Here is a 21,605-nt window from a genome sequence, read left to right as displayed (position 1 = left end):
GATTATAACGTCTATCTCGTCAATTCATTATTCCAAAATCTAAACGAAGAATCCAATTTACGCTTCTCCATTCACTCCTTCTTTTCCTCAACTAAAACTTCTACAATCCTAACTTCCGATACACTTACATTATCGGAAGTTAGGATTTCTTTAATTATAACACCCAAAATAAACGGCTCACTACTATCATTCAGTTTAAATCCATGTTATTGTTACCATATAACAGATAGGTTAACATGTTAACATAGCTGTTATATAAGAAATATTGATGTTAACATAGGAGATGAATAAATGAGCGCCACTGAAAATTTGAATGTTGACATGATTGAAAATGAGGGTAAAACAAAAGGAATGAGGTTGTCCCCTTCTACTCGTACTATGTATGATCAGATGAAGGCTGCAGCTGGGGGGACAGATGATGCGTTTATAGCAAGTCTATTGCAATTATCCAAACTTAAGGATTTACAAGAGACTGAACCAGGGTTTGCAGCAGAGCTCAAGGAACTCCAAAAATATTTAAACCGTATATCTAGCTCATTCATTAGAGTTATGGAAAGAGGTTCCGATTCACTTACGGAACAAAAGAAGGAATCTCAAGATGAGTTACAGCGCTTAGAGCGAGTAATAACATCTCTAAAAGATGAAAAAAACGCACAACAAAAAAAGCTCTCAATTAAAGACCAGGAGCTTATGGAGCTAAATGAGGAATGTGATGAACTTCGCTCTAAAATGGTTCAGTATGAGAAAACGATTCAGGCTATCGAAGAACTAAATAAATTAACAAATGAAAATAACTCCAAATTACAGGCTCGTGTTGAGGAACTTATAGATGCAGAACAGAAAGTTATTGAACTGAAACAGCAAATGCATGATCTAAAGGAAAATTATGATCGTGAAATTGTTAACCTAAAAGAGGTGGAGAAGGAGTTAAGAGTTCGCATAGAGGGAATTTCAAGTGAAGCCAAGCGTGATAAAGAAGAATTAATACAAAGGTATAATGATTTACAAAAAGAACATAAAAGAAACATTGAACATATTAAGAAAGAAACTGAAATGGAAGCAAGAGAAAAAATCTTTAAGGAGAAATTGGAGTTACAGAAGGCCATGGATCAATTAAGAGAAAGACATAGCGAAACGATTGAAGAGCTATTAAGAAAACTGCAGGAAAAGAATGATAAATAAAAATTCCATTTTCAAAAGTGGAAAAGATGTTGTATATTCGTTCTTTATTAATTCTCATTCAAAGCAAAGGTTGAAATCCAAAGGCAAGAAGCCGTCCGGCATTATATGGACCTGTCCGCTCTATGTAAAGCGTGTACGGCTTCTTTCTCAAAAACCTCCTGTAGCACCATTTAAGACCGACAATAAGTTTTCAATCTGTAGTATTCCGGACATCTGAAGGGATTCGATGTAAACTGCTTAGGAGGGACTTTTCCAAATCCATATTTCTAAACCCTGACATTCTGTATCGCATATAAAAAATTTGGAATAACGTCCTGATGTGAAATGAATCTACTCTGCTTAAATTGGATAAGTCCTCGATTCTGTTATTAGAAAGGATCTGAGGATTTCTCTTTTCTTCTATTGTCATATACTTCGTAAATTGTCGATAAGCATATAGCTGCCCCACGTTAATACCACTTTTGTTAGCCCAGTCATTTTCACGATAGGATGACCTCAGTTGAACAAGCAAATAATCAATAGAAATTTTTGAGAATATTCTCCTTTTACACCGACCAATCATCCCTATTTTTTTGCGGTATTCTGGTAGGATCAATCTATCGACATGGGTATCATCCCACATCTTCATTAATGCACGCTCCCTATTGTTTACCCATTTAATTCTTTATCCAATGGTTTTATTAGCGACAAATACACTCCTCGATTGCATTTCGTTGATCGCGCCAAAATTCGAAGCGAATGCGTGCCTGAAGCCGTTCTTGAGATGTTTTCGTTGTATCACGGACAATCCTAACCTGTTCTAACATTTTGTCGTGCAATTCATGCCACTTACACATTCTCTCCACTAGTTAATCACCCCGTTTGCAATTACACTTTGCTATTTTGTCGAATCAATCTTTTCCAACAAAAGACTTTCAGTTCTACAACAAATCAAAGTTTGTATGCAAGACCATCCCCCGCTCCGCTCTTGCCATACCCTTATTGCGTTATAGGTTCTTATTCAATTTATAGCTTTCCTCTAATCTTACATGCCTGTATAAAAACTTGAAAATGAGTGTCGTTCCATGTACTCAGACCACTATTAAGTCTAAATATTTCACCGTTATACATGTGCATTCCCGCAAACACCAAATATTTGTATGGATCATCCATGTAAAAAATAGCATCAGTCAAGCTTTTAGTGCTTTCATCATTCTCATCTTCCCAATGATGTACCCAATCAAAAGGAAATTTACCACTGTTTTCAGGTATTCTCTTTAAAACATCGGGCAAAGCCAAGATATAACAAGCTACTTCATATTCAATACTGGGTAGGCTGCTTGCATAAAAAATTAATAGAGATTCATAGTTCTTTCTATGGGCCTCATCAACAAAGAACATCAAAAAACCTCCTTCAAAGGTGAAATTCGCTAATCTCCCGATCAATTATGTCTTGATTAATCCCTATGTATCTCATGGTGATGAATTGAGCTGACTGGTCAAATATCTCCTGCAGGAGAGTTACATCTTTTGTTTTTTGGTTAAAGTGATATCCGGAACGCCTTACGTAGTGTATGAGTCTCTATTTAACTTAGATCGAGCGACTTCTGCCGCTGCTGCGTTCAATATTTTCGATAGACCTTCCCGAACTATGTTTCGTTTCGTTTTCCTGGATGGGAACAAAAATGTGATTTCAAATCTATTTTTTAGATCTCCAATTTTTAGGGTGTCTTGGTTGACCAGGATTAGGTTGATTTTTATCAAGAATCCATGTCTTACCCTTCTTAACGGCCTTTCCTTCTTTTTGGAGTTTCAATCTGCATAAATCTTTTATGTAAGAAGGCTTAAGCCCCCAAAGCCTAGAAGCTTCTTCAACATCCATAATGTGTTCAAGAGGATTCATTGGCAGTTTGGAGGCTAAATCATTGTCCTTGCCATAGTCACTGGAATTCATTATATCACCTTCAAAAAATGCTTTAAACTCAATATAAGCGATATCGCGTATTGTGTCTATGAAAGGAAGAGGTTGAAGATAATTTCCTTATTGCTTATTGATAACCTCGTTTGCCATTTCAATTACAGGCGCATCCCAGCGATGCTGTGGGTTATCAGCAAGCTTATCACTCACTTTATTGCGAATGTTCATCTTCGCAGTATCCATACGATCTCTTACATTATTCAGTTCGATCTCCACTTGCTTCTCATAGGAATTTTTATCCAAAATGTCACGCATTATTTGAGAACGGATAACTCGTTCTGCGCTTTCTTCGAATGTTCTGGCCAGCACCTCTTCGGTAGGGATTACTTTGCCGACACCGTAATCCTCCATTTTCCCTTCCAACCACTCAATGAACTCAGGTGTTGTCATAGCGTTCAACTCCACGCGATTCGACTGCAACCACTCTGTCCATCGATAAGATACATAATCTGCTACCGGCCGGCGCCTATCACTTTCGAAGGACTCGACCTGCAAATCCATATTAATAGCTTCCTCCGGATCGAGGCCGAGATTAATGACTTTAACCTTTCGTTCAGGACGGGCACTTGTGGCCTCTTGCAACGTCTCGAATATTTTAGTTCCGGCAGCGTCTGCATCGTGAACACAAAAGAACTGAATCTCTTCGTCCGTTTCTCCCAGTAGATCGAATAAGTCCTTTACAGCTCTCGAAGCGTAACCCTTAGAAGAGAGCAGAGCACAGTCATACTTTTCCGGAAAGCCTACATCCCGTAAGCTGGCAAAATACCCTTCCTTCTCAATAAAAATGATTTTATTAAATGTCCAGCTCGGTCGATTATAGTTATCTACCGCGATCGTGCCAAGCGGGATCTCCTCGCTAGTATGAGGGTGATAGAGTGTTCCCCGCGGATCTCTATACATTCCCGGTATATCTCCGTATTCTGCTTCATAGTCAGTGATAATGGAGCAGAAATACGTGTAATTCGGTTGCTTTCCATCAAAAGCATCCATAATATAGGGACGGATTGCATAGTACAACTGTCTCTGACTAAATATATACTGACCCCCGCCACTGGTCTTCTCTATTGCAGCTTCCATATTATCTACTATGATCTGTTTTTCGCTTCGCCCCCCTGACAAATCGGTTTGATGTTTCTTTTTTGCTTTTGATGCTGCCCGTTTGACTGCATCTTCGATTAGTTCAGACATCACCCTTAAGTCAGGAGCTTTACCGTCGCTTGTAATTGGCATATAAGGGGTGATGATATTAACAAAAAAACTCGCGGGGCGGCTCCGCACATCAATGTATAATCCTCCCCCCCAAAGTGTGCTCGTAGCCTGCTTAGTACTGATTCTGACATCAGCTGTTACAGGCGTTTTATTAACGCATATTGTCAAATCGGATTCTTTAGAATCGGTGTTACCTTTATGAATGCCAGTCCATGCTTCGACAACGACGGGAATACTAGCATCGAATTTGCCTCTTTCGGATGCCATCCAAAAATCCCCTACCTTTTTGGAATGCTCCAAATTCTTAAAACCATCACCCACCTCCCCTAGTTTTTGTGGGACAGTTGTACGTATTTCTTCACGCATCAGTTTCATTAAGACCTCTGTATCTGCAAAGTTGAACTGATCCGTTGTTGAGAGTAAGGATCCGGATTCATGTTCGAATTGTTTAAGAATCTTAACTGCTTTGCGGCTGCTGCAGAAAAGTGACAAGAATTTATCCGTTGGCATATTAGCAGCATTCACGAGCTCATAGAAAGCTTCCGATGTGTACCAGTACGGTGAAGAGAAACCGGAGAACATACTCCCTTGTCTAGTGAATGCAATAGCCGTCTTTCCCCAACTTAGCGTATCTTGGTTCACAGTCATGCCAAGGGTTACAAGAATCGAAGTCCCGCTATGGCTATCGGTACAGATCCACTCCTTTGTACTGCTCCCATCTTCTTGTGGATGTATTCTATAAACTTGACCTCGGGTAGAAACTGTTAGACTTCCTCCCGTAGCAATAACTGAACCGGTTACAACTCGCAGACCATTCCCAAGAGCTCCACGACTCGGCAGCCGAAGCAATTTAGAAGAAATCATCGGTCGATTAATCGAAAAATATTGTTCAATCCATTCTGGATCAATGCCAGCACCATTGTCAGTTACCCTAAAACTGTGATCATCGACAAGCTCTAACTCACAGTCCCCAGTAGCATCCAAAGCGTTATCAACCAATTCTTTGACGACGAGTAGCGGGATGAATTGACGGTGTACACCCGCCTTTTGGCAAAGCGTCTCAATACTACGAAATAGCTTCCAATCCTCACGAACCAGTTGCATATGTATGTCCCCCCGATAATATGTTTTACACAAGCGATCTATATTTAAATTATCATAAGCGATATCGCTTATCAATTTCTCGCGGATATTTTTAAATCTATAAAAGGGAGTTGCTAGAGATTACTCGGAGTGTATCCGAATATGGCAGTGTATTGATTTCATATTCGCATAATATGGGCAATAATTGCTGCTATTTGTTAGTCATATATGTTCGTAATTTTAAAAAACAATAAAGAAGCCCGAGGGAGTAAAGTTCCCTAGGGCTTCAGCTTCTTAAGGAGAAATTATGAATTGTTTCTTGGAAGGTTCATCACCCAGATCATTACATCTTCAAGGATTCTGAGGCACCATAGCGCATCATTAATAGTCGGTTCTTCCTCAACACCTTCTGTGCGATGAGGACCTAGTTCGCAATATAATGCGTATGCTCTATACACTAATTTAAACCGAGGGAAAGTTGCTCCCTCTTCCGCTTTGTCTTGTAGAATCACGGCTGCATTTTTAATTTTCAAAATCTTCTCTGCATCATTATAGCTATCAGGTGTAAGTTGTAGAACACCATTGAACCAATCCTTCATATTTGTATAGTTAGAGAATAATCCAGTCAACGCAACACGGCAATCAGCAATGCAAGAGCCTGGTCTTTCCTCAATGTAATTATTAATGGCATCAAGATAAGCTCCATGTACCTCAGGATGTTGATTTTGAAGCCATGCTTCTAAACTGGAAGTATCCTCATCTCGATTGGCAACTCCCGTAGTTAAAGGACGAAGGGCAAATTGACCATCAACAATTTTAATGTCTAAAGATAACACACGGATTGCTCGTAGAAATTTCTTGAATGGCAGAATGCCATGTGAGTTCCATAATTCAGGGTTTGACTCAATTTGAGAGAGGATATTTTTCTTCTTTTCGTTTAGTTTAATTTCATCATCAAAAATCCTCGCTTCTGTCCCGACCAGTTCAGCCTTTATTGTTGTTAAGGGATCAATCTCTTCAACGACTGTTTTTAGGAATTCATGTACGTCCAACATATTGTTATCGCTAAAAGGGTGGGGCTGAGAAATATAAATCAGAATATCAAAAAGGGTACTACTAATCCTGTCAAATCTAGGATTTGGATTGGTGAATCCTCCATTGTATGTGAAAGGAACCAAAAGAGCTTCTTTCTGTTTTGCTAGTTCCGGAAATCCAGCTCTCCGGAGGATATCAGGCCATACATCAGGATTAGACTTAGGATCAATCAGTTCTCCCTTAGATAAAACACTTGTTATTTCAGCTATTGCTATTTTCTCTGATCTCTGCACGTTAAGTCTCCTTCATTAGTTAAAAAATGAAATTAATTGAGGGCGCATTATTCACAATGTGGTCGTCTAGAATTCTATCATAAATTTATACGTAGTATTATCATAGCTAAATTCATCTGCCATGTGTTGGAGTAGGTACTGTTCCTGTTAGGCTGTATATTACTCCTAATTTATTCATCTAGGGACGTTGACTTAGGCTCCTGCTCAAACTGTTCAAGTCTTTAAGTTGTTCTCTTGTATATTTTTTACCAGGATGGGAACTTATATATAACTCCAGATCGTTACGTGTAGGTTTATCCATGCCGAGGACAATACCTTTAAACCTATTAAATAATTCGGAAAGATCTGACTCCACATATTTTTTTGTCTGTTTATCTTTAAGATAAGCTTTGTTTTGATCGATCGATGAATCAGTGGTTACGAAACCAATGCCCCATTTACTTATGTGTTTTTTGAAATCCTCAATAAATGTATAAACTGATATTAGATCGTAAGATTCACTGATTCTAATGATGTTAGCAAGGCTAAACGCAGCTTTGGGTTTTTCATTCAATAATATCTGGCCGAAGTGAGAGAAGAACTTCTCGAACCGGCAAGCCAATTTTATTTTAGAATGTCCGATTTTCAGGACAAAAACATTACTTTCCTGATCAAGATTTAAAACTGTTGCACCAATACTTTCAAAGACATCTTCTATAATCGGTTTTTGTTTGCTGACATACTCTGGTTCCCATATAGATGAAATTGTCTCAACCGTAATGAATCCAATCGTTTTTAATGTATTAATCGACTTATAATCATTACGGATTTCAAGCCAGTTAATTATTTTTTTAGTCGCTATAAATGGGTTACCGACATTTGTTTCTGTATAGCTATCAAACTGGTCAATGTAAGAGGCCTCACTAGACAAAATGCTCTCGATATCATCAAAAACAGATTCATCATAATCTCCTCTAAGGTACTTGCTATGCATATCATTCAAACGTTCGCCATCTTTAGAATGTGGCTCTTCGTACAAACTTGGTATAACTACAGAGTAACGATTCAATCGATTTTCCCATGTGTCAATTCTGTTCTGAATACCTGGAAATCTCTTGTTAATCGTACTCATTCGCCTAATTTCTTGTGCTTTTTTTATTAACTTACTCTTTGACACTCCCTGTGCTATGGTACTTAAATCTACGAATTCTTCTACACAGTCTTTACCAACATTCATTTTTCGCCCATTTAGCTTATTCTGAATATAATATATATACCTATTACCTGTGCCACATAATGAGCACGGTCGTCTTTCTTCACCTAAGTCTTCAATAGGGTGGAGAACAGATTCATCCCCTCTCCACTCATCACCACATTGTTTTATGATGTAAGGCACCACATATCTGAAATCGTTCTTGTATTCTTCAGCAACATCATCAATCGATATTTTTTCATTATTTAGCAAGAGTTCTTTTAGCCAAGGGTGTTCATCTATGATATGACTATTAATCATTAGATTTCGCTCTTTCTTAACTATTCTCTCTTTCATTTCATCCCCCCACAGAGATGTCATATTTTGTATTTATATTATATCTTATTAGAGATTGGAATGCCTGTTTTGAATAGTAATAGTCCTTGTTCATATATTTAAGGTTAGCGTATGCAAACTATAAAAATGAAAAAAGAATCCCGTCAATTTAAATGATGAGATTCTTCACAAATTTTTTACCTTATTACCGTTTCAGAAGAAAGATAATAGAACCAAGATCGTAGTTTATCAAAAAAAACAAAGTTTTCAACATCAGAGTTAAACATGCTCTTATATTTTATTGCATGTATGCCCTCTCTTTGGCAACATTGTGAAAGAAAATTTGGTACCAGGTATTCTTTAACTACTTTATTATTATTTGATGCGGGGTACATGCACATATCAAATAACGGGCATGAGTACATTGTTAAGTCAATTAATTTAATTTTTGCTGATAACCTAAATTGAACAATATCATAAGTTTTCCCTTTTTCTTGTTTCATTTCACGAATCGCTACATCACTTGTTTGTGATAAATAGAAAAAGCCATTGCCACCAACATTAAACCTTCCCTGTGAGCTTACACCCATTGGAGCTTCCCACATCTCAGTTTCCGTCCATGGCATTAACTCATTATTTTCACGAACCCTGCAGCGATAGAGTGTTTCCTCAATTTCAGCTTCGACTGCAAGATCACAAACGGATTCTCTGATGATCTTTCCCACAGGTTCTTCTAAACCTAGCATTGGATATCTTTGTAGAAACCCAACGAATTTAACCATCTCATCTCTTGTTATTTCCATGATATCAGTCAATCCCAAAGCGCTCGGCATTTGTTCTAACTCAATTTTAGTTTCAATCGAATCAGAGGTAGGGTCTAAATCGATTATTGATGAATCTTCATCAGGAGAATCTGAAAAATTTGGTTCATACAAGTAGGTATTGGCTAGGCTGTTGACGTGAGTTGCATAATCAATTAAACCTGTTGTGATGAACGGTTCAGATATCAAATCGGATGTCTTAGGTAGAAATCTTGATATTGATTTTAAGGGTCCCTGATGGATATTCAATGGACTGGTTTTGAAAATGTCCATAAACTCTTGACGAGGTAATAATCTATCTAATGATGATGTCGGTAATTTGAAAGGCTCTGCGATTGGCCTCACCATATCCAATGCTGATGAATTAAACATTTGACTATAAGATGAGGTTGGAATCCATTTTTCTATGCCCTCTGGTCGATAAAACAAGGATTTTTTTAAAGAATCTAGGGCCGAATTTTGAGCAGTATAGCTATATAAGTTTTTCTCCTGGTCCATAAATGAACGAGATATGCGTGCAGCAGGTGATTCTTCGAGCGCCTTTAATGCTCTATTGTCTAGTAAATAGCTAAGGTCGTTTTGTAAGCCTTTAGGTTGATGGAACATGGATGCTTTTATAGAATCAAAAGCAGAAATGTGATCAGTGTATCTGTATAGTCGTTCTTGATCCGCCATAGTACGTGCAACACGAGAGGCAGGTGATTCTTTAAGCGCTTTAATTGCTTTACTATCAAACAGAGAGGATGTTTTTTCTCTAAGATCGTATTCTTTTTGTAATACCGATGTTAACCTCTTTAATGGATCACTTGATCGAATTTCAGTCAAAGAATTTTTTACTTTCCGGCCCGCCGGCTTTTCAGAATGATTAATGTCACCAGATTTTTGTTCTTTATCTTGTCTTTTATCATCATTCATAGCGATGTCCTTTCTCTAGAAAGAGATCTTATTGTTTTCTCAACTGTATACTATCATAATTCCGGTTCTTATTTCCTTAATTTAGTGGGGGGTATTCTCTTGAAAATTAAAAACAACCTTCATCAATAAAATTGACAGAGGTTGCTGAATCAATCTGGTCCTGAAAGAATTTAATAGGATTCTCAATTGTCATATGTCACAATAAATTGTGATTTCAGAATCAAAATTCTTCTGGATAATAAAAGTAGAGCTATCGTATCCATATAAAAGGTCGTGTCAATTTCCTTTGTTTTTTAGACCTGCTCAACAAGCTCATCTTCGATTTGTTGTAATCGATTTGCGGCTTGCTGGTTAACAATCAACGAACGAATGGCTTGTTTTTGATGTTCTTTTAAATTTTGAAACTCAACACCAATTTGAACATCAGAGGCTTGATCAGATTTTTTAATATGCTTAATTGTTGAATCAAAAGTATGGTCAAGGAAGCTAATAGACAGCCTGTCATTTACAAGAAGGGGTAACGGGCTCTTAAGGGTAAACAATATACCGTTCATACTGACGTTCTGTATACCACAGGGGATACTTTGATCAAGGATCAGCGCTTTTTCTAAACGCGATGTTTTCATATTAAGGATCGAGCACTGTACATCAGTAACCGGTACTCTTACGTCTTTTCGTCGGTTGATGATTCTTTGCTGGAAGTCTGATGGTAATATACAAAGTAACCTGTTTTCATAGGAGGCAACTGGGTAAGTCTCGAAAACAACTAATCCATCAGGGGAATAAATGGTGACCCCAATTTCTTGTCTTAATTCGATCTTTACAAGGTTTGAAAAACAGATTTCGAAGACATCACCTTCAATATAAGAAATATTTCCACCCATCGTTTGTTGATTGGTATGAATGATGACAATACAATTAATTAATGAAGATTCAGTTATTTTATATATATTCATTTCACATTGTTCCTCCGACTACTTTGTAGATGTTGACTTAAATTTATCTTTCTCTTTGAATTTGATTGGAGGAAGATAATCTCCATAAATGAACATTAATTGACCTTAGGATCCTGGATTTTCATGCAATACCGTTTACAACTTCATTATAAAAAGAACAGAACAACTCAACAAATTTAGATGGAAAAATCTCGAAAGTTAAGAGCTTGTTAAATGGCAGCTACTTTAAATTTCAGCTATGCTCTTTAGTAGATAATAAACCCCTAATTCATTTAACTCTTCCTCTGTCAGAATAAATTCATCGTCTAGTTTCATACGACCATCTTTAACTGCATAATGGTCATATCCCATACACATACAGTATTTATTCCAAATGCCAAGTTCGATGAGTTCACTAATAGTGAATACAACCTTCATTTAAAAGCATCCTTTCAAAAGTGAAAATTAAATTTAATTAGTTCATAAAAATCAAATAGTAGAATATGTAGGCAATTTCAAAAGAAAGACCCATTTAAATAAAGCTAAACTAGCTCCATTTAGATGGGTGCTTCCATTTCAAACCATTAGGTTTGTATATTTATACTATATCTTTTTTCATGTTTGTTGTAAATCCAAAGTCCTAGTCATGGGAATGGGTAAAAAGTTCTATCATATGCACTTTATCTACTAGAATATCCTTGTCTTATACGGCTGCTCTGAACAGGGAATATTTTGTAGCTATGCATTTAGGTAAGTCGTTTAGGATTAGAACTATTGATTCATCAAAATTTAAATCAGTCAATCAAACCAAAAGCCCGATGCACTCGTTCTTTTATTCTAAATTGTTTGTTTGTGTCCCTTAGTGGCGATGGTTGGAAGTTAGTCGGATTCTCGAATAGATTGAATTTTTTAAACCTTTCTCGTTCATATCCATCGTTCTCTAATTGTCTAACACAATCTTTTGCTTTGTCACGGAGAGAATCACTCCAGGGGATGAATTTCTTTGAATGTGTGCTATAAACGAAATAAGTAATTTGGTACTTACCAGGCACCTTCGCAGACATCGATAAAATTGCACGTGCTCCAGTCAGTTTAGGGTGAAAATAATAATAAGCGAAAAAATGGGTTTGATGCATTGAAATGACTCCTTCGCATTTTGGATTGAAATACAAAAAGCCCCTAGAAAGTATGTGATGACAACCATCAACAAACCTTCAAGAGGCACTTTAACTTAAAAGACAACGCCCTTTTGTCGCATGACTAGGACCTGCATAAGGAATTTATGGCTCTATTATAGCATCAAAACGGCCTTTAGTCATTTTCTTGGTTTCCTAAAATAATAGTGGCTGTCCTTCAACCATCTCCCTAAATCGGTCCTTTAAGTCCTCCACTGTAATCTTGGGTTTGGTTATGTTAGATACATTATACTGTTCAAGTTTATATTTTTGGATCCACCAGGACTCAATGCTATTTAAATAGTGTTGATTCTGATCATCAGTCAAGCTACGGTTTCTATTTACATTGGCTAAGACGGAGAAAGTCAAATCCGAGATATCTCCTTTTTTTCCTGACTTTATGTGTTCTTGCCACCTGAAAAAGGGAAGGAAGCGGGTTTGGCCAATATAATATGTATTTTGTTCACGATTATAAATCAGATATACATAACCGAATGTATTCCCATCGTTACCTTCCTCTTTAACCTGGAATTCCCCTTCATTATTTCTTTTCACTATATTAAAATCTTTCTTGCATTCATTTGAGCAAAAAAAAGCAGACTTATTAAAATCACTGAATACATCATCATTTGGACTATAAAATAAACCTTCGCCGATAAACTCTCTTGGAAATTCACTTGCTTTCCCTTTGATTGGTTTATTGCAGAAGAAGCAGATGGAATCAAGTTGACAATAAAATCGATCATAATAAAACTTAGTGGATTCCATCACGATCGCATAAATACCATTGTTACCTTTCTTAGGTTTGGCAAACCGCAGATTTTCTTTTGAATTTGAGCAATATCGCTCACGCACTTGTAACTTTACTTCTTCTCTATCAGCAATTCCTTTGAGATAAAACTCATCCAGCATTGTACCTTTTTCATTCTCAAGATGGTCCCGTTCATAAATATAATCAAAAATCCTAATCCAATAATAATTTGAGTTGCTTTTCATGTTCTCTTCCCCTCTCTCTCATATCGATCTCATGCTATAGGATCTTGTTTTCCTAAAAGTGTGTGATTATATAATGCTTTCAGTAATTCAAATGTTGATTCACAATCGTTCAAAGCTCGATGTGCCGATCCTGATGTAATGTTAAAGAGACGGCAGAGAGTTTCGAGTTTATAGTCTTTCACAATGATTTGACTCTTGCGAGCAAACTTCATCGTACATAATAATTGGCCATTCCAGGAGGGCATCCTGAAGCGTTGTGAAAATAATCGAAGCAACTCATAATCATATGAATAGAGATTATGGCCAACTAAAACCTTTGTATCACCTATAAAATTGATTAGTTTTTTCATTACTGTATATGTTGTCGGAGCTGTATCAATGTCGATTTGTCTGATCCCGGTTAGTTCTCTTATAGCCTTTGGAATTTTTATACCTGGGTTTGTGAAGCTTTGAAAGCGATCGATAATAACCCCATTTTTGAATTTAATTGCTCCAACCTCAAAAATACGTGCATATTTAACATGAGTAGAATTAGTTTCGAAGTCGATAACTACGCCACTTAAAGGCATCAGGACTCCGTTGTAATCTTGGGGCCTATCCCTCTTCTTTTTTCTTAGTTTTTCTTCGTTTAATTGGTTTCTCCTCATCTCTACCTCAGTCGAAGAATATCCATGAAGTATACATTGATCAATAGAATCGATCTCCCCCATCTGATTGACTATACTTAGTACTTCTAGATAACGATCATTAGTAAACTCAAATGATTCAAATTTGTCTAGTACTCTATAAATCTCACTTTTGATTTGGGGATGAAGAATCGATAGATAGGCTTCAGGAAATGCTAAAATAAGTGATCGGTTGTTATAAGATTTAACTATTACTTGTATTGCAGCAAGGATGCATTGACCAAATGCTTTAACTGGATTTGAAGTACTTTGATTGTAGTACAAGTATCCGTTCTTTATTCCTTGGATTTCACAATACATAGCAGCTGATATGTATCTTTCATACTGATAGAGTTCTATTGCCAACAGTACCTTCACGTTATATTCTCACACCTTTCAAAACATAACTTTTTGTTCATCTAAGGTAGCAAGGATACTTTCGATCAATCCAGAATCAAAATGCCACAAGGGTTTGTTAGGCATTGATAATAGTTCTTGTAAGTAACCCATATCGATAAGCTCATCAATATATTTTTGAACTGACTTTTGAGTGTTATTAGATCTTGAGCTTAGTTGACTAATGTTTGTTTGGAAATCAACTACAAATAGAAATTGAAGTATCCCTTTTGCTCCCCAGGAGAGAAGAGGATCATCCATAGCCATTTGCAATAATCTGGTTTCTGCTTGTTTTGTATGTATTACTTTGTTGACTGAATCTGACACTCGTTGTTTTTCGGAATTCATTTCTAGAAGTAAACCCATTCTGGTTAAGGGTGTATCTTGAAACCCGATTCCATACCAGAAGGATTTTTGATTAGGTTGAATAATTCGTTCGGGGATATACACAGATGTAATTTCAAACTCATGTTCAAGCGTTGCTATTAAAGTATGTGCAGCTTTAAATGAGTTGGTATCTTGCGTTATTTCTGATTTAATTTCATGGACAATTGCAAGATCTTCATAATCACTTATGGTGGGGAAATCGGTAATACTCATACCAATGATCTCCTGCATAAATAGAATAGAATTTCGAAGGGTATCTTGATCGTTACTTATTAAAACAGAGCCGGACATTATGGCGTTTTCTTTTGGAGCTTTGAGATTAAAGCGCAGTTTATGAACGCCGAATGACGGATCAAATATTTGTTCGTATTCTGAAACAATTCCGTCAGTGATGCTTGGTAGATGAACACGTTCATCTAGAACATCCTCTTGAGTTAATCCTAATTCCTTATAAACGGCTTCGATGTCATCATCTAAAAAATCTACTATTATCTGTCTAGTTTGGTTGTTTACAGTCTGGGAATTAACAACTATGAAGTCTCCATAAATTTTCGTAACTTTGTTATGTTCTAATCTAATCAATCGATTAAAAGTCTCACTATTATCTTGTGCCTTAACATTGTATGCATATGAATATGTACCAAATGGTTTTATTAACATTAATTCATCACCTATTAGCTTACGAAGTGCATGTATAGATCCATCAATTGATATTAAAGTAGGTACACCGGTTGCCTTCATAAGCAAGGCGGATACTTCACCCATATACTTAACCTCCTAGATGTCTTGTAAAATATTTTATATTAGTATTACTGGTGGTGCGAATTCAAAACAAAAAATAAGCACCATAAGCAGCCTCTAATAGAGACTGCCATGGTGCTTCCATGGGAAATACTTATTCCCCCTATTATACCCCAACTTTATTTGTATTGAAAAGTTACTACTCTTCCCACAATTCCTCTGCAAGTCGATTAATACGGTCAGATTGGTTTTTTGTTTTTTCTGGATTAGTTACCCATTTTCCATTTACCAGATCTACTACATCACCAGGGGACGCTGCAGGATCCACTAAACTTTTGCTTACATCTTGCGTATGACCATCAATCTCAATAATAACAATTTCCCCTTCAAATCGGTCGATGATGCCTTCCATAAAAGTATCCCTTCTTTCATTATTTTTCAACTGATACGGACCATTTCTGTCCATCTGTCGAGGCAAACACAGTTCCGTTTAAATCATTCCTATAGATATGTACATCTTGATCCTTTAGTCTCTGGAGAGTCTTCGATGTGGGATGTCCATAATTATTCTCTCCAACCTGAATTACGGCAAACTCTGGCTGGACGGCTTTGAGAAACTTGGAGCTGGTGGAGCCGGCCGACCCATGATGAGAAACCATAAGTAGATCTGCAGATAAATCTTTTCCAGAATCCATCATATCATTTTCGCTAATAAATTCTGCATCTCCTGTAAGAAGGGCAGATCTATCCTTATATTTCAATTTCAAGACTACACTATAGTTATTAGTGTCCTCATATTTATCCTTTACTGGGGCTAACATATCTATCTCAATACCTGGTTCCCAGTCTAGTTTTACGCCAGCCTTTGCAGTTGTGATCTTCAACCCTTTTTCTTTAATGGCAGTAAGCAAAGACTCAAAAGTCTTTGTATTCTTAGTAACTTTAGGCATGTAGATTTTCCCAACATCTACATTGGAGACTACAGCATCAAGGCCTCCGATATGATCTGCATCCGGATGCGTTGCTATCAAAATATCGATTTTTTCTACACCATAGCTCCTAAGATATTCTAACATCAACTCTTCTTTGTCGTTGTCTCCCCCATCGATCAACATGGTTTTACCTGTTGGACCGACCAAAAGTTGACTCGCTCCTTGCGATACATCGAGAAAAATAATGTTTAATTTTCCGTTTTCAATCTTTAAATTGGACTCAACAATCGGCTTTTGTTGCATTTTGGTTGCTGTAGAACCGGATGTTGTAGCCGTTGGAAATGAGCACCCAGATATAAGCAGCAAAAACACAGTAATGATGAGCAGGTTTTTTATAAATTTCATTTTTCTTAGTATCCCCTTTTAGGTTAATGGATTTTAAATTCATTATGTCGTTACTCATGGACATTTGTTTAAATATACAGTTATAATAAAATCAACCGAAAGGAACGGTGTTCTATTATGGAATATAAAATGGTGGGTTGTTGCGCAATTGTGGCCATCGCAATACTACAATTTTTTTACTTGATATGGGATATTTTTTTGTTGAGTCCTACCGCAATTTTGGTCACGGGAATTGGTCTCTTGGTGGATCTAATCATACTTCGATTATTCTTTATTGACGAGGCTGAAGAGTTATACAGAAAAATCCTTAAAAAAGAATCCTAGTCGTTTCAATTTGGTTTCTTATTCGCTCCTTTCATATTCTTCTTTATTATAAACAAACAAAGAAAGAGCACTAGCGCATCGTGTTTCAGGGAGGTTTAGACTCCTGAAGAGTTTACACGAGAATGGCTAGTGCTCTTTTATATCCCATAAGCGCGTGCTAGGGATTGTTCGTCCATTTCAATTACTTAGCACTATAATAACATCTTCCTTGCCTCGTGGGAAGCAATTAGTCCATCCATGTAACGGCAATTGAGTGCATGAGGAGCTTGAGCGATGTGACCTTTACTTCTCGCTGTTTTTGTATCACAAGTCCATATGACAAACGTACCAGCATCCAGTTGCATGAGCTCATTAGGTTTTATTGAACTGGTTTCTTGGAATGAAGAATGTATGATGTTTATGATAGCTTCAGCGCTTTGGTAGTCCATCTTAAGTCCAGTAATGGTTTTTACTTTTTGTATAATGTGATGATTTGATTGTTGATAGCGTTGAAATGACAATGAGATCGACAATTTCTCAGAATTAACAGTAGAGTCCATCAAATAATTGATAGGAGAAAGATCATAAGCCTGTGCATCATCTATAGTTAGAAAGCAGGGCAGCTCTACTGTAGAACTTGTCTTCTCAAAGAAACTGACACTCAACGCGTTAATAAACAGATTGCCTAAAAATGATCCATATTGAGGATGTTTTGATGTTCTAATAAACACAATCTTGCTTTCATTCAATACCTTTGAAACGCGAAAAGAGGACGTACTGTTTAGAACTCTCATCAACCCTTTATCATTTGTGATGTCCTCAAAAAAGCGGATCACTTCATAATTCATCATATTATGCTTTGATATCACCACCTGTAGTCCTTCGTAATAGTGTCCTTCAGGATACCTTGTTGGAACTAAAATACCATCGTCCTCATGTTCGAGATAATCAAGAACATGATGCTTAAAATAGTCAGTTATCGTTTGCCATTCTGTATTTTCCCTATATCCCTCTCTTTCTGTCATTTCTTCAACAATGTCAGCTAGGTAGCGGGGATCACTGTATAAGCGATTAAGATAAATAAGATTTGCTCGGTCAGAATAGTATGCCTTTACCAATCTGACCATCCACCTACAATCGTGCTCAATGAAGTCTTTAAGATTTTCCTCGCAGTTCGCCAAACTTGATGCAATTGCGCGTGATAGAATTTCTGCTGCGCGTTCTTCTAATAGTGGGTTCCAGCCAGATTCAAACTTAGGATCTACGGCATTCAGTAGTTTCACTTGACTTGGAGTAATCCCTAAACGATTCATTTGTTTCTGCGCCCCTGAGAGAAGGCCTCCGTCTTCCTCTAAGACAACAATAGATCTTTTGTCTCCCCGAGATAAAGATAACAAATCATGGGTTATCCTTCTTAGCAAATGGATACTTGATTTTCCTGTTCCCTCAATCCCAAGTACAACCTCATGTTGAAATCTTAAACTTTCAGGTAAAGCAATTGGTTTGTTATTTGAGGCACTCCAACCCAGCACTAGATCATTGTTTTCCTGTTTTCTTGTTTTAAATAATTGGAACATCGTTCACTATCTCCTTCAGCTATCAGTTGGTTTATTAGGTCCAATTACAGTCACTGTGAAGCCGTACTTTCGACCGAACTGCATGCAGTATTCTTCACTTTCAAAATAGATATCAATTTTATTTCCTTTTATGGCACCCCCTGTATCTTCAGCTCTTCGGTATCCCAAGCCCTCAATATATACCCACCAACCAATAGGGATCACTTCAGGATCGACTGCGATCGTTCGACCTTCTACTACTCTGGCTCCGGAATAAGTAATGCCGTATTGAGGATGATCCTCAGTTTTTCCTGTTGATTTTAGATGAGCTGAATAGGCTGACAGTTCAACATTGTGTAATATTTTTTCGTAGGGACCGTTATAAGGTGATGAGAGTGATGAGCTGCTAGCCATTTCTTTTACGGTTTGTGAAACAGGTTTATCTATAGGTTGTTGAACTGGCTTTGGTTTTTGTGTTCCAATTACTACTATTTGTGGAACCCCTTTTACTTCAACTTTGCCGGCGTCTTGTTCATTAACAAGAACACCGTTCTGGTAAGTTTGATTTGTCATCTTATGAATTTGCTGCGGAACTCCTTCCTGGGCTATTCTTTGTTCACCTACTGGAAGTGTTTCATCATATACGGTTATTGTTTCTATAGGTAATGTTTCAGTGGATGATCCGATATTTTGATTTATTTTTATAATGTGAATATCATCATCCTTCATCAATGTCGCAGTACGAATTGGCGAAGTCTTATCGCTTGGCTCAAGTATAATTCCAACATCTTGAAGAGCAGCTTCCACTGTCTGTCCAGTTGAAGAAAAGGAATAATTCGCACCTTTATATGTCACTGTGAAAGGTTTGGCATATCTGATTTGAATGGTCATATCGTTTTGCAATTCAGACTGAAGAGGTACCGAAATGAAGTCATTTTTAGAGAGCGGAATCAGTTCTTCCTGTAGCATTTCTTCTACGCTTTTACTCTCTGTTCTGATATCCAATACTTTTCCATCCACTTGAAGTTTTATACTGGTATAATCACTACGAAATATAAATACAAAAAAGAGGATAGTTGCAATGGTGATTAGGAAAAATGTAAATGCGGCTACCCTTATCCAAGTTTTGTTCAAGAGAGAACTTACCAGATATCCTTTTGAATGGATTTGACGATTTTCCATGCTTATTTATATACACCTCCATATAACGAAATTTATACAACAAGAAAAGCACCTCAAAGTGAGCCTGTTAAGGCTACCTTGAGGTGCTTCCCCATTTAACACATATAAATTGCTGGCTAAATCTATTATTGAATATTGTGCGTTAGTCGTCAAGCAATGGGCGTATAATACCAGTAGAAGCCGTCTCTATAGCTTATGTTGAAATGCCCCTGGTCTGTGAGAACCTCAAATGTTTCCCCATTGTTCTTATTAGGTGAATTAATTCTTATGGAACGTACTTCATAATTTTCTCGTAAGAAAATACTATAGATAGAATCGATATGATCCATTGGTGTGAGAGGTGCAATCTCAACATCAGAATTAACCTCAGATGGTTTAGAATTGACTACATATTCGAAGTCAAAACATAGTTGTGCATAATCTGGTATAGTTTTTAATATTGGCCCCATGTTGGTCTATCCTTTTTGTTTAGTTTATAATTAAAAGACAGTTTCGTTGTTGCAGCAAGCAGTACATAAGCGAGGTCATGGTATGAAGATTAAAACTATAATTGCAGAGGATGATTTATCTCAACGAACCGTGGTCCATGAATATGCAAGTGAATTAGGACTAGAAGTGGTTTGTACTGTATCATCAGGTACACGTCTTGTTGAAGAGACATTGCTTCATCAACCGGATTTGTTGTTTCTCGATATTTCGCTTATGAAGCTCAATGGACTTGATGCCTACAGGCGAATATTAGAAATGGGTCTTAACCCTAATTTAATTATTATTTCAGGATCTATTGATAGTAAACACCTGGTAGCGGGCTTCGAATTTGATAGCGTAGATTATATCGTAAAACCATATACATTTGATCGCTTTGCTAAAGCCGTAAATAAAGCCAAGAGAACAATAGAAGCTAAACACCTTCTTATGAACAGCACAAGCGATAACCCTTCACGCTGGATCCTAATGAAACAAAATTATCGAGAACTTCGATTAAAAGAAGATCAAATCTTATTGGTTGAGAAAAGCAATCTTTTCCGCAATAGGACAAACGTATACTTAATCAATGGAACAATCGAGGAGACTACTTCCCAGCTAAGCGAGATCAAAGATTTGTGCTCTGAGTTAATAGTTTATTCACATAGAGCGTATCTTATTAATTTGGCTCATGTTGTAGGTATTCAGCCAGATAAGTTTATTTCAAAGAATTTTATTGTTCAATTTGAAAATACTGGCCTCACTGCTCCTCTAACACGGAGGTATTACAAAGATTTTCAGGACTCTTATGACCGGTATAAATAATCTTAGTAAAAGAACACTCTATTTTATCCGGAACGGACAGTTATTCCCCCATCCTTAATTTTGCCCATTATATTGGTTGTTAGGTCTATCTCAATTTCTATCAGGGTATTTTCAACCCGTTGCAGCTTGCGCTCCAATTGTCTAAGAACGGGAGCGATAATAACTTTATCTGATATAGCTCCTCCCCATTCCATTCGTTCATATTGAATAGAGCTACTAGTAAATGTTCCATTATGAAATCTGATTTGAATTTTGTATGAATAACCAACCGATAAATTCAGATGGTTTAACCAAGTGACAGTTTGGTTCAAAAGTCCTTTTTCATAAAGTGATACATCCATCTTTAGACCCCTCCAACCATTAATATGTGCGACTACGAGACTATTCTATCATTGGTTTATTCATGAAAAAACAGCGTATGACTGAAAGGTCCTGTTTTATGTCTGAACGGTCTCTAAAGAATAAAAAAAGGGTCCCTCCAGTGGTCATAGCCCCGTCAAGTAGACATTAAAAAAAGAGATTTTATTAAGCGGCGACTTTTTCCCGAAACTCAATCGGGGAGAGGTCGCCCAGTTTGTTTTGGAAACGTTCCATGTTGTAAAACGAAATATACTCCGATATACTCCGTAATTTGGCTCCT

The 21,605-nt window shown here is 37.0% G+C and carries 20 protein-coding genes; 2 read left to right on the top strand and 18 right to left on the bottom strand.

All coding sequences use genetic code 11. The features are described from left to right. Positions 1 to 291 precede the first annotated feature (291 nt). On the top strand, positions 292 to 1,182 hold the full coding sequence (locus ACPV3A_RS30245; RefSeq protein ID WP_063477647.1) for a hypothetical protein: 891 nt from the start codon (positions 292 to 294) through the stop codon (positions 1,180 to 1,182). Between the two features lie 1,005 nt (positions 1,183 to 2,187). Here ACPV3A_RS30245 and ACPV3A_RS30240 read toward each other — a convergent pair. From ACPV3A_RS30240 to ACPV3A_RS30165, 16 genes are all read right to left on the bottom strand, one after another. Next, positions 2,188 to 2,562, bottom strand: a complete 375-nt coding sequence (locus ACPV3A_RS30240; protein ID WP_063477645.1) for a DUF2538 family protein — start codon at positions 2,560 to 2,562, stop codon at positions 2,188 to 2,190. Positions 2,563 to 2,860: 298 nt separating this feature from the next. After that, complete coding sequence (locus ACPV3A_RS30235) at positions 2,861 to 3,115, bottom strand: helix-turn-helix domain-containing protein (protein WP_063477644.1); 255 nt, start codon at positions 3,113 to 3,115, stop codon at positions 2,861 to 2,863. 87 nt (positions 3,116 to 3,202) lie between these two features. Next, on the bottom strand, positions 3,203 to 5,452 hold the full coding sequence (locus tag ACPV3A_RS30230) for an ATP-binding protein (RefSeq protein WP_063477643.1): 2,250 nt from the start codon (positions 5,450 to 5,452) through the stop codon (positions 3,203 to 3,205). 284 nt (positions 5,453 to 5,736) lie between these two features. Continuing rightward, entirely contained in the window at positions 5,737 to 6,759 is a 1,023-nt protein-coding gene (locus tag ACPV3A_RS30225; protein ID WP_063477642.1) for a hypothetical protein, read from the bottom strand. A gap of 178 nt (positions 6,760 to 6,937) precedes the next feature. Further along, positions 6,938 to 8,287 carry a hypothetical protein gene (locus ACPV3A_RS30220; RefSeq protein WP_063477641.1) on the bottom strand — a complete coding sequence of 450 codons (1,350 nt, stop codon included), beginning with the start codon at positions 8,285 to 8,287 and terminating at the stop codon, positions 6,938 to 6,940. Positions 8,288 to 8,463: 176 nt separating this feature from the next. After that, the gene (locus ACPV3A_RS30215; protein ID WP_063477640.1) at positions 8,464 to 10,002 is read right to left on the bottom strand and encodes an RES family NAD+ phosphorylase; all 1,539 of its coding nucleotides are present in this window, start codon (positions 10,000 to 10,002) and stop codon (positions 8,464 to 8,466) included. Positions 10,003 to 10,295: 293 nt separating this feature from the next. Next, a complete protein-coding gene (locus tag ACPV3A_RS30210; RefSeq protein WP_063477639.1) occupies positions 10,296 to 10,958 on the bottom strand; it encodes a PilZ domain-containing protein in 663 nt (220 codons plus the stop codon). Between the two features lie 225 nt (positions 10,959 to 11,183). Further along, entirely contained in the window at positions 11,184 to 11,375 is a 192-nt protein-coding gene (locus ACPV3A_RS30205) for a hypothetical protein (protein ID WP_063477638.1), read from the bottom strand. Between the two features lie 356 nt (positions 11,376 to 11,731). Beyond that, positions 11,732 to 12,073: a hypothetical protein gene (locus ACPV3A_RS30200; protein ID WP_063477637.1), complete on the bottom strand. Its 342-nt coding sequence runs from the start codon at positions 12,071 to 12,073 to the stop codon at positions 11,732 to 11,734. Between the two features lie 195 nt (positions 12,074 to 12,268). After that, a complete protein-coding gene (locus ACPV3A_RS30195) occupies positions 12,269 to 13,108 on the bottom strand; it encodes a GIY-YIG nuclease family protein (protein WP_063477636.1) in 840 nt (279 codons plus the stop codon). A gap of 29 nt (positions 13,109 to 13,137) precedes the next feature. Next, positions 13,138 to 14,151 (bottom strand): 3'-5' exonuclease, encoded by a 1,014-nt coding sequence (locus ACPV3A_RS30190; RefSeq protein WP_063477635.1) that lies wholly within the window; start codon positions 14,149 to 14,151, stop codon positions 13,138 to 13,140. A gap of 18 nt (positions 14,152 to 14,169) precedes the next feature. Then, positions 14,170 to 15,321 carry a hypothetical protein gene (locus ACPV3A_RS30185; protein WP_063477634.1) on the bottom strand — a complete coding sequence of 384 codons (1,152 nt, stop codon included), beginning with the start codon at positions 15,319 to 15,321 and terminating at the stop codon, positions 14,170 to 14,172. A gap of 175 nt (positions 15,322 to 15,496) precedes the next feature. Beyond that, positions 15,497 to 15,709 (bottom strand): DUF3006 domain-containing protein, encoded by a 213-nt coding sequence (locus tag ACPV3A_RS30180; protein WP_063477633.1) that lies wholly within the window; start codon positions 15,707 to 15,709, stop codon positions 15,497 to 15,499. 19 nt (positions 15,710 to 15,728) lie between these two features. Further along, positions 15,729 to 16,634 (bottom strand): ComEC/Rec2 family competence protein, encoded by a 906-nt coding sequence (locus ACPV3A_RS30175; protein WP_063477632.1) that lies wholly within the window; start codon positions 16,632 to 16,634, stop codon positions 15,729 to 15,731. Between the two features lie 515 nt (positions 16,635 to 17,149). Then, entirely contained in the window at positions 17,150 to 18,514 is a 1,365-nt protein-coding gene (locus tag ACPV3A_RS30170; protein WP_063477630.1) for a hypothetical protein, read from the bottom strand. A gap of 15 nt (positions 18,515 to 18,529) precedes the next feature. Beyond that, complete coding sequence (locus ACPV3A_RS30165) at positions 18,530 to 19,675, bottom strand: 3D domain-containing protein (RefSeq protein ID WP_063477629.1); 1,146 nt, start codon at positions 19,673 to 19,675, stop codon at positions 18,530 to 18,532. Between the two features lie 531 nt (positions 19,676 to 20,206). On the opposite strand from ACPV3A_RS30165, the gene ACPV3A_RS30160 reads away from it, so the two are divergent. Next, the gene (locus tag ACPV3A_RS30160; RefSeq protein ID WP_063477627.1) at positions 20,207 to 20,965 is read left to right on the top strand and encodes a LytR/AlgR family response regulator transcription factor; all 759 of its coding nucleotides are present in this window, start codon (positions 20,207 to 20,209) and stop codon (positions 20,963 to 20,965) included. A gap of 23 nt (positions 20,966 to 20,988) precedes the next feature. Here ACPV3A_RS30160 and ACPV3A_RS30155 read toward each other — a convergent pair whose 3' ends face one another. Together ACPV3A_RS30155 and ACPV3A_RS30150 are read right to left on the bottom strand one after the other, a co-directional pair. Further along, entirely contained in the window at positions 20,989 to 21,306 is a 318-nt protein-coding gene (locus ACPV3A_RS30155) for a hypothetical protein (protein WP_063477626.1), read from the bottom strand. Between the two features lie 184 nt (positions 21,307 to 21,490). After that, entirely contained in the window at positions 21,491 to 21,586 is a 96-nt protein-coding gene (locus tag ACPV3A_RS30150) for an IS3 family transposase (RefSeq protein WP_426203347.1), read from the bottom strand. Positions 21,587 to 21,605: the final 19 nt, after the last annotated feature.

Origin of the sequence: Paenibacillus sp. Dod16 (assembly GCF_049893405.1) — a bacterium.
Taxonomy (GTDB): Bacteria; Bacillota; Bacilli; order Paenibacillales; family Paenibacillaceae; genus Paenibacillus_AQ.
The sequence above is the reverse complement of the archived record's forward strand: the minus strand, read 5'-3'. Positions and strand labels throughout refer to the sequence as shown.

Excerpts from the sequence above, each read along its gene's own strand:
- ACPV3A_RS30245 (WP_063477647.1), top strand. The coding sequence starts at position 292 with ATGAGCGCCACTGAAAATTTGAATGTTGACATGATTGAAAATGAGGGT.
- ACPV3A_RS30240 (WP_063477645.1), bottom strand. The coding sequence starts at position 2,562 with ATGTTCTTTGTTGATGAGGCCCATAGAAAGAACTATGAATCTCTATTA.
- ACPV3A_RS30235 (WP_063477644.1), bottom strand. The coding sequence starts at position 3,115 with ATGAATTCCAGTGACTATGGCAAGGACAATGATTTAGCCTCCAAACTG.
- ACPV3A_RS30230 (WP_063477643.1), bottom strand. The coding sequence starts at position 5,452 with ATGCAACTGGTTCGTGAGGATTGGAAGCTATTTCGTAGTATTGAGACG.
- ACPV3A_RS30220 (WP_063477641.1), bottom strand. The coding sequence starts at position 8,287 with ATGAAAGAGAGAATAGTTAAGAAAGAGCGAAATCTAATGATTAATAGT.
- ACPV3A_RS30215 (WP_063477640.1), bottom strand. The coding sequence starts at position 10,002 with ATGAATGATGATAAAAGACAAGATAAAGAACAAAAATCTGGTGACATT.
- ACPV3A_RS30210 (WP_063477639.1), bottom strand. The coding sequence starts at position 10,958 with ATGAATATATATAAAATAACTGAATCTTCATTAATTAATTGTATTGTC.
- ACPV3A_RS30205 (WP_063477638.1), bottom strand. The coding sequence starts at position 11,375 with ATGAAGGTTGTATTCACTATTAGTGAACTCATCGAACTTGGCATTTGG.
- ACPV3A_RS30200 (WP_063477637.1), bottom strand. The coding sequence starts at position 12,073 with ATGCATCAAACCCATTTTTTCGCTTATTATTATTTTCACCCTAAACTG.
- ACPV3A_RS30195 (WP_063477636.1), bottom strand. The coding sequence starts at position 13,108 with ATGAAAAGCAACTCAAATTATTATTGGATTAGGATTTTTGATTATATT.
- ACPV3A_RS30185 (WP_063477634.1), bottom strand. The coding sequence starts at position 15,321 with ATGGGTGAAGTATCCGCCTTGCTTATGAAGGCAACCGGTGTACCTACT.
- ACPV3A_RS30180 (WP_063477633.1), bottom strand. The coding sequence starts at position 15,709 with ATGGAAGGCATCATCGACCGATTTGAAGGGGAAATTGTTATTATTGAG.
- ACPV3A_RS30175 (WP_063477632.1), bottom strand. The coding sequence starts at position 16,634 with ATGAAATTTATAAAAAACCTGCTCATCATTACTGTGTTTTTGCTGCTT.
- ACPV3A_RS30170 (WP_063477630.1), bottom strand. The coding sequence starts at position 18,514 with ATGTTCCAATTATTTAAAACAAGAAAACAGGAAAACAATGATCTAGTG.
- ACPV3A_RS30165 (WP_063477629.1), bottom strand. The coding sequence starts at position 19,675 with ATGGAAAATCGTCAAATCCATTCAAAAGGATATCTGGTAAGTTCTCTC.
- ACPV3A_RS30160 (WP_063477627.1), top strand. The coding sequence starts at position 20,207 with ATGAAGATTAAAACTATAATTGCAGAGGATGATTTATCTCAACGAACC.
- ACPV3A_RS30155 (WP_063477626.1), bottom strand. The coding sequence starts at position 21,306 with ATGGATGTATCACTTTATGAAAAAGGACTTTTGAACCAAACTGTCACT.